General features: G+C 38.9%; 10 protein-coding genes and 1 pseudogene. 1 reads left to right on the forward strand and 10 read right to left on the reverse strand.

Going from position 1 to position 7,079, the window contains the following annotated elements:
• Positions 1-422 precede the first annotated feature (422 nt).
• On the forward strand, positions 423-1,016 hold the full coding sequence (locus tag QZL69_RS08910) for an AAA family ATPase (RefSeq protein ID WP_022214868.1): 594 nt from the start codon (positions 423-425) through the stop codon (positions 1,014-1,016).
• A 54-nt stretch (positions 1,017-1,070) separates the two neighbouring features.
• Here QZL69_RS08910 and QZL69_RS08915 read toward each other — a convergent pair whose 3' ends face one another.
• From QZL69_RS08915 to QZL69_RS08960, 10 genes and pseudogenes are all read right to left on the reverse strand, one after another.
• Positions 1,071-2,162 (reverse strand): DUF362 domain-containing protein, encoded by a 1,092-nt coding sequence (locus QZL69_RS08915; RefSeq protein WP_022214869.1) that lies wholly within the window; start codon positions 2,160-2,162, stop codon positions 1,071-1,073.
• A gap of 187 nt (positions 2,163-2,349) precedes the next feature.
• Positions 2,350-3,057, reverse strand: coding sequence for a Fic family protein (locus tag QZL69_RS08920; protein ID WP_334290849.1), 708 nt, complete (start codon positions 3,055-3,057; stop codon positions 2,350-2,352).
• Positions 2,981-3,442 (reverse strand): hypothetical protein, encoded by a 462-nt coding sequence (locus QZL69_RS08925; protein WP_022214871.1) that lies wholly within the window; start codon positions 3,440-3,442, stop codon positions 2,981-2,983. The genes QZL69_RS08920 and QZL69_RS08925 overlap by 77 nt, the downstream gene beginning before the upstream one ends.
• Positions 3,442-3,900 (reverse strand): DUF3990 domain-containing protein, encoded by a 459-nt coding sequence (locus tag QZL69_RS08930; RefSeq protein WP_022214872.1) that lies wholly within the window; start codon positions 3,898-3,900, stop codon positions 3,442-3,444. The genes QZL69_RS08925 and QZL69_RS08930 overlap by 1 nt, the downstream gene beginning before the upstream one ends.
• 59 nt (positions 3,901-3,959) lie before the next feature.
• Positions 3,960-4,451 (reverse strand): AbiH family protein, encoded by a 492-nt coding sequence (locus QZL69_RS08935; protein ID WP_330361762.1) that lies wholly within the window; start codon positions 4,449-4,451, stop codon positions 3,960-3,962.
• The gene (locus tag QZL69_RS08940) at positions 4,400-4,696 is read right to left on the reverse strand and encodes a hypothetical protein (protein ID WP_022214874.1); all 297 of its coding nucleotides are present in this window, start codon (positions 4,694-4,696) and stop codon (positions 4,400-4,402) included. Before QZL69_RS08940 ends, QZL69_RS08935 begins: the two co-directional genes overlap by 52 nt.
• Positions 4,697-4,705: 9 nt before the next feature.
• Positions 4,706-5,527, reverse strand: coding sequence for an ImmA/IrrE family metallo-endopeptidase (locus tag QZL69_RS08945; protein WP_022214875.1), 822 nt, complete (start codon positions 5,525-5,527; stop codon positions 4,706-4,708).
• Positions 5,528-5,535: 8 nt separating this feature from the next.
• On the reverse strand, positions 5,536-5,901 hold the full coding sequence (locus QZL69_RS08950; protein WP_022214876.1) for a helix-turn-helix domain-containing protein: 366 nt from the start codon (positions 5,899-5,901) through the stop codon (positions 5,536-5,538).
• A gap of 137 nt (positions 5,902-6,038) precedes the next feature.
• Positions 6,039-6,683 carry an ABC-2 transporter permease gene (locus QZL69_RS08955; protein ID WP_022214877.1) on the reverse strand — a complete coding sequence of 215 codons (645 nt, stop codon included), beginning with the start codon at positions 6,681-6,683 and terminating at the stop codon, positions 6,039-6,041.
• Positions 6,680-7,079, reverse strand: a pseudogene (locus tag QZL69_RS08960) (ABC transporter ATP-binding protein); the annotation flags it as partial. The pseudogene QZL69_RS08960 and the gene QZL69_RS08955, both read right to left, overlap by 4 nt.

A 7,079-nucleotide genomic window follows, 5' to 3' on the forward strand; every position in this document is an offset into this window, starting at 1 on the left:
GCCACCGGCCGTCTCACTTTCCTGTAGACTACCGCTCCTGACGTTCCTGCCACTGCTACGACAACGATCAGACTTATTATTTTTTTCTTTTTGGATTTTTTCACTTTTCTTCCCTTATGAAACATCTTTACCCTCCAAGCCGTCCGTGTGATCGGATCTCCTGTTCTCTGTCTCTGGGATATACTTTAGCAAAAAGGTGTGTTCACTTATTGTGCGATCTGTGAAAGCCCGGTGAATTAAACTTAAATGAACCTTAAAATTCATTTTTTCTATCTGATTTATTTAATTTATACAAATAATTTTCAATTTATTTTTGGTATATTATGGATATTTTCTAACTATTATGTTATAATATTCACAAGAAAAAAATTGAAAGTTACTGCGAACGGAGTGAACAGTAACCCTCGAAAGGAGGACGCTATATGAGTAAACGTATTATCACAATCAATCGAATGTATGGAAGCGGTGGACATGCGATCGGCAAGGCTCTCGCAGAGGAACTTGAAATCGGTTTTTATGATAAAGAACTGATCGAGATCGCAGCCAGGGACAAGAATATTCCTTTCGGCGATCTTGCTGATGTGGATGAGAAACGGCCAGGAGCATGGAGTTTTCCTGTAAATCATGAGATTCAGATAAGCCAGGATTACCGGGCAATTCCGATGAATGATGTTCTGTTTGAACTCCAGCGCGATATCATCCTTTCCCTTTCGGATAAGGAAGACTGCGTGATCGTAGGAAGATGTGCCAACCATATCCTCCAGGACCGTACTTTAAGCGTATTCATCTACGCACCGTTTGAGACCCGTGTCAAAAACGTCATGGAGCGCCTCGACCGTGAAGAAAAGAGTGCCCGCAAACTGGTCAAGAGGATGGATAAAGAACGTAGATCCTATTACGAATTCTTTACCGATGAGAAATGGCTGGATATGGGACAGTATGATCTGTGTATCGACAGCAGTAAATTTACTACGGAAGAGATCGTGAAGATCCTTAAAGAAGCTTATGAAAGATAAATCATTTCTGTAATGTAATAATCGGGGGAATGCAGATGCATTCCCCCATATGTTTTATTTCGAGATATATTCTTTTAGAAATTCATAGATCTGGTTTTCGGTCGGCGGGCAGCCTTCTGCATGATGTTTGAAGTTTCTGGTGCAGTGTCCGACTCCGAGTTCTCCGCTCTTGCCTCTGTATCCCTGTCCGATACAGATTTTTTCATGCAGTTTTTCGAGAAGTCCTTCCTGTTTGAGCATGTCCAGTGCCGGGATGAGGTATCCGTAGCAGGCACTGCAGGAATCTACTTCCTCGACAGCATCAGCTACTTCTACAACTTTGCGGCGTTCCGGGATGTTCTGCTGAACATTTTCACCCAGTACGCGGATGTCCGCTTTGGAAATGTCAGAGCAGCCAACGCCAAGTTCTCCGGCAAGTTTTACATATGGAACGTCAGAAACCTTGTAGTGGAGCTGCTGACAGACATAAGCATCTACAAGCACCGGATCCATCGCTGTCCAGATGCGGTTCATCACAACCGGATTTCCACCATCCTCAAAATCCAGATCGCCGCAGATATTGTCGACTACGATAAAATCCTGATGGATGCCTGTATTTAAGTGCGCGATCGGTTTGTGCAGGCCCATGGAATGGAAATGACGTTTTTCTGTGTTCGGGATCAGTCCCTTCATATTCTTGAGAGCACAAGTGATCTTGGTCTGGCAGTGTCCCTTCATGACCGGTACATTGATCAGAAAATCGACATCCTTTACGCTGTTGCAGATCCTGAGTTCCAGACCACTGCAGTCCTTTGTGAAACTCTTGTCTTTCTGTGTGTCGTGGAATTCCACGTCATAGTCATCGCAGATCTGCTGATAACCACATACCTCAAATACATCCGAAGTACGGTCCCCTACCCAGGAACCCTCGAGGATCATCATCCTGCGGAAGCCATGCTCCTTTAGGTATTCTAGTATACCGGCAATGATCTCGGTATGTGTTGTGGCGCCATTGGATGGGTCAGATGCAGATACCATGTTTGGCTTGATACCGATCATCTTGTTCTTATCACCAATCAATTCTTCCAGATTGCTCTCTTCCAGAAGTTCTTTTGTAATCTTTTTGTATTCTGTACCACTCTTTATAAAAATCTGATTTTTTTCCATAAAGGTTTCCTCCTGTCTTATGCATCATAAATACAAATTCTCTTTTTACAGGATAACGCATTTCGAGAAAATGCGCCAGTTAATTATTTTAAGAGGGGGAGGGATTTTTCTTTTATGCTGCTGCAGTTATTTTTTAATTTCGTCATCATCCATTTTAATTTAGTCATTGTGGCCTATTATGACCAAATTAAGTTAGTCTAAAATAACATGTATTTTTTCCTTTTCCCTCCTCTTTTTTCAGTTCACCTGCAGCAACCAGTTTTCTTAAAGCTCCCTCAATAGAACTGTCACTGAGTGTAGGACACAATTCACGAATATCCTGTTTATTAAAACGTCCGATCTTATTTTGGCTTGCTCTGCGTACCATCTCAAGTGCAGGAAGTTTCGTTTCAACCAGGCTCATTCTGTCTTCAAAATCCTTATAGGCAGCAAGGATCGTTCCAAGGAGATATTTAATAAATGGTACTACATCTTCTGTTCCTTCGTGCCAGCCTGTCTGCGACGCAGCAAGCGCAGAATAGTACAAATCCTTATTCTTTGCAATCTTCGCTTCCAATGAAACATACTTTCCAACATAAAATCCATTTCTATATAAAGGCAATGTTGTAAGAAGACGGCTCATTCTGCCATTTCCATCATTAAAAGGATGTATACACAAAAAATCATGAATGAAAACAGGAATAGCAATCAATGGTTCCAACTCCATATTTCCTATGGTATACCAAAAGATCAATATTTTAAGGTCAACGTTTTGTACTGCTCCTCCATCTTCAACTTGTGACGATTTATCACGGTTTATTATTTTCATTTTATCATTTTTAAAGCATTTTATTTTCTTTGTACGATTCGAATATACACGAAGGATTTTCATAATATACACTGCTGTTATAGTCATCGATTTTAGTGCTGATAAACGAATTGTAAACTTTAATTAACGCATCAATAATACTTATATTTTCGTACTTTGCTACCTGTTTTATAAGACGCTTGTACACTTTTCCAATATCCCAATGAGATGGAATTGAATATTTACATTCTCCAACATTGTCAAATGTACCAATACCTATCTGTGCTTCTTCTATAAAGTCATCGCTTACCCGCTCAATGTTATCGCAATGATAAACATCTGCAAGATCATATATCTTTTCCAACCGTTCTTTGCCCAACTGATTCACAATATCTGCACGGATATTCTTAGTCTTTCTTGCAATATAATCAATCAAACTACAAGTAAAAAACAAGTCATTATCCTTTTGTGTTTCTCTTCCCATTCCAATCATTAAAGCACCTCACAATCTCGATATTCCAGGCATTTCAACGCTGCATCTGTACAGAATACAATTTGATGTGTCGGATATTTAAATTTAGCAAGAACCCAGAACTGTTCTCGTGTGATCACACCATCTATATAATCTGAGATAAAGTTATAAATCTGATCATCTGCCATAGCACCGATGACAATATCATAGTCATGTTCCTGCCCATTTCGGCATGAAATAATGAAATCAAGCCACTCCTCTGTCATTTCCTTGAATTCTTTTATTTTCAGCTTAGAATTCAATCGTACGTCATAAATCGAAACTACCTTAGTGTCGTAACGTCTCGCCCATCTTTGTGCCTGTTCTTTAATAATGGTACAGTAAAATCCTGTTCCAAAATCTTTTGTATTCCGGCCTTTTCGTATTTCCGGTTTTTCTACCGGCTGATAGCCACCGTGATATACTGTCATCATCGCCATTTACAAATCACCTCATCAACAATTCAATTTGGTCATCATCCATTTTAATTTAGTTAACATCAAAAAATCATTTCATTTTCCACAGAAACTTTTATTGGAGAATCTAATTGGATAAATTTTATTCTATTAGATCCCGTTTGTTCAATCACAAACTCTTTTCCAAACATATTAACTAAGCTAATCACTAATTGTTCATATGCATATTGATTATGATAATAAATTGTAATTTCAGAGACATATTTACCATAAAAAAACTCTTTTAATATCTCCTTGTCTGTCATACCAAGAGAGTGTCCCATTATAAACACCTTAATCGGGGCATCTTCTACAGATCTACGTATTTGTGGTATCCATGCTTTATAAAATGCACCTGTTCGTTTCTGAATTCTTTGAAAGAATTTTTGAAAATATATATAATCCCAATTTTCAAATGCATCATCTCTTACTCCCAATACCATATCATCTTGTTGAAGAGAGCCATGAACTTGATGATGCTGATTTATGTTTCTATTTCCATATATAATGCTAAATCTCCATAAATAGCTGTCAATTCATCCAGAATCATTTCATCATTATAAAGATATATCAATTTACTCTTAACCTTACCCTTAAACCATTCCAATGGTCCAACAGTATTATGACGCAAAAGTTCAACACTTACCTGCTCATGACAATAAAAAGTATAATTTGGCATTACCATAATCTTATCAATCAGCTTATTTTGGTCATCTTTACGTATGAGATGCATCTTGGAGATAAAATCTGTGTCAAGCAAAGCATATTTTTCATTTGCCATACCTTCACCTTATCTTTCCTTTCGAAATTCTCTGCTGATTTTTTCCAAGTATGCTCTGTCTGACTTTTCTCTGGTATTGACAAGCAGATCATGTTCTGAATTGAACTTTAAATTTTCGAGCAGACTTCCATAATAAATCAGATCATTACTATCTTTTTGCCATCGCTCTGCTTTACCTGTCAATTTTATTCTATCAGTGATGTATTTTGAATCTGCTTTCAGTAATTCCCTAGCCTTTTTTTCTTCAATTATTCCACTCTCAACCAATCGCAAAATAACTGCTTTATACGGAAGTGCAAAAATATCCATCAAAATAATTACACCATCAACGTCCAGTTTTTCTTTTGAAAGCCCAAACATTTTGAACTGTTCTATCACGCTTGCATCTGGCATTAGCAACAGACCGGCAAACGCATTTGCCTCCAGATCTTCTTGCGAAGTTGCCTCTTCGTCTGCCGTTCTTGAATCTAATAAAGAACCACCTGTAATTGTGTTAGTATTAATATCTTCTGCATAACAATGAATATGATACAGTTCATGTGCCATTGCAAAAATCTGTTTACACACAGGCAGATCGGAATTCACACAAAGAAAAATAGTTCCTTTTTTTATGAATGTAAAAGCCCAAAGTTCATCATCTTTAAATGGATATCTGAGTATTTCCAGGGATAATTCCCGTTTTCTTGCATAATTGGAGGCAATTCCAAATATTGAGTCTCTTATTATCGTATTTCCGCAATAATTAGCCGCAAATGCTTTTGCTGTTTCATTGGTTCTTTCAAATTGCATGTTCTGCTTTTTGTATAAGCTTTCGTCAATAATATCGCCCATTAGAAATCTCATACCTCCATCATTTCTGTGCCATTTTCCCTTACTCTGCTGTGGAATAGAATCATATCCGAAAGTTTATCTGCAATCTGCAGAGCATTTTTTGCCTGTTCAGATTCAACTTTTCCCATAAATACATGTATAACATCTGTGTCTGGAATATGTGCTGGAATCTTGGTCAGCTCTTCCATTTTAACACCCAAAAAATCTGAAATTTGTTTCAGCTCTATCGCATTGATCATACGTGCTCCGTTAAGCATTTTACTAATTGTCTGCTTATTGGTCTGCAACGCTTCTGCAAGGTCAACCTGCTTTTTATTCTGCTTTTTAAGAATTGTGAGGATGTTTCTGGCAATTATCATATTAATATCGTTCATCCTGCGACCCTCCTTAATGAACAATTCTATTTTCTTAATTTATTATACGCCAGTTTTCCTTATTTAGTCAATATTTTAGTTACTAATATTGTTTTTAGGTGTTGAATATATCTTTTTTAGCTATTCCTACTGTAGTCTCAAAACTCCTTCCTCTCCATAATCCCCTCACTGACCTTCACAGACACCGCCATGCAAACTACCATGACCACGATCATCGCAGCCGCTATCTGCCATCCGGCAAATGTATTCAGGAGATGGAGAGTTGCACTTCCTTTGCAGAGTTCCAGTGCTTTCTTTCCGCCGGCGGCGAGCAGGGAAATGACTGCTACCAGTGCGACCATGAGGATCCGGCTTTTTTCGATTTCGTATTTCAGACGCATCGGGAGCAGGATTGCCAGAAAGATACCGGCACAGATCATAACAGCACCTGTACTTATGAGGAATTCTTTCCGTGTACTGACAGACTGCGCTTTGAGAAGTCCCGGGATCATGGAAAGAATGCCTGCTGCCAGTGTAACGCCTGCTGCGGTCAGATATTTGGATATCACGTATTCTTTTCTGGTAAATGGCAGGGTCATCAGGAAATTCATTCCATGATGATAACTGTCATAGGAAATCGTTCCGACGGTGACACTGAGACTTACAAAGATCATATAGCTTATGAAAAAAATACTTCCGTCTGTCTGGACAAACAGATAAATGATCCCAACCGCAAAAACAATGAAATACGTTTTTATATTTACCTTGAGTAATTCCAGGTCTTTCATTAATAAACCGCTCATAATCTCTCTCCTTTCACCAGCATGGAAATCACTTCATCTACGCTTCCTTTTTCGACTACGATCCCCGGGTGGTTTTCCAGATAATAGTTCTTCTGGTCTGTCAGACAACTGTAGCCGAAGGGCTCTTTTCTCACACGCAGAAGATATTCTTTGTCAAGGGCCTCGTATTCCTGATCTGATACTTTGAGGAATCCATATTCCTCAAGAATACGGTCTGTCTCTTCATGAAGGACGATCTTGCCTCCATGGATCATGTACAGGTCATCACAGAAATGTTCCAGATCGCCGGAAATATGTGAACTGATCACGATAGAGCGTCCCGGAATCTCCATATATTCCCGCAGAAGATCAAGGATCTCTTCTCTTGCGACCACATCCAGCCCCGCCGTCGGCTCG

It is taken from the genome of Blautia sp. CAG:237 (genome assembly GCF_000436615.1).
In the GTDB taxonomy this organism is placed as follows: domain Bacteria; phylum Bacillota; class Clostridia; order Lachnospirales; family Lachnospiraceae; genus Blautia_A; species Blautia_A intestinihominis.

Bases quoted from the DNA above. Each gene is read 5' to 3' on its own strand.
- QZL69_RS08910 (WP_022214868.1), top strand. From the start codon at position 423: ATGAGTAAACGTATTATCACAATCAATCGAATGTATGGAAGCGGTGGA.
- QZL69_RS08950 (WP_022214876.1), bottom strand. From the start codon at position 5,901: ATGAACGATATTAATATGATAATTGCCAGAAACATCCTCACAATTCTT.
- QZL69_RS08920 (WP_334290849.1), bottom strand. From the start codon at position 3,057: ATGACTATAACAGCAGTGTATATTATGAAAATCCTTCGTGTATATTCG.
- QZL69_RS08955 (WP_022214877.1), bottom strand. From the start codon at position 6,683: ATGAGCGGTTTATTAATGAAAGACCTGGAATTACTCAAGGTAAATATA.
- QZL69_RS08930 (WP_022214872.1), bottom strand. From the start codon at position 3,900: ATGGCGATGATGACAGTATATCACGGTGGCTATCAGCCGGTAGAAAAA.
- QZL69_RS08940 (WP_022214874.1), bottom strand. From the start codon at position 4,696: ATGGCAAATGAAAAATATGCTTTGCTTGACACAGATTTTATCTCCAAG.
- QZL69_RS08945 (WP_022214875.1), bottom strand. From the start codon at position 5,527: ATGGGCGATATTATTGACGAAAGCTTATACAAAAAGCAGAACATGCAA.
- QZL69_RS08925 (WP_022214871.1), bottom strand. From the start codon at position 3,442: ATGATTGGAATGGGAAGAGAAACACAAAAGGATAATGACTTGTTTTTT.
- QZL69_RS08915 (WP_022214869.1), bottom strand. From the start codon at position 2,162: ATGGAAAAAAATCAGATTTTTATAAAGAGTGGTACAGAATACAAAAAG.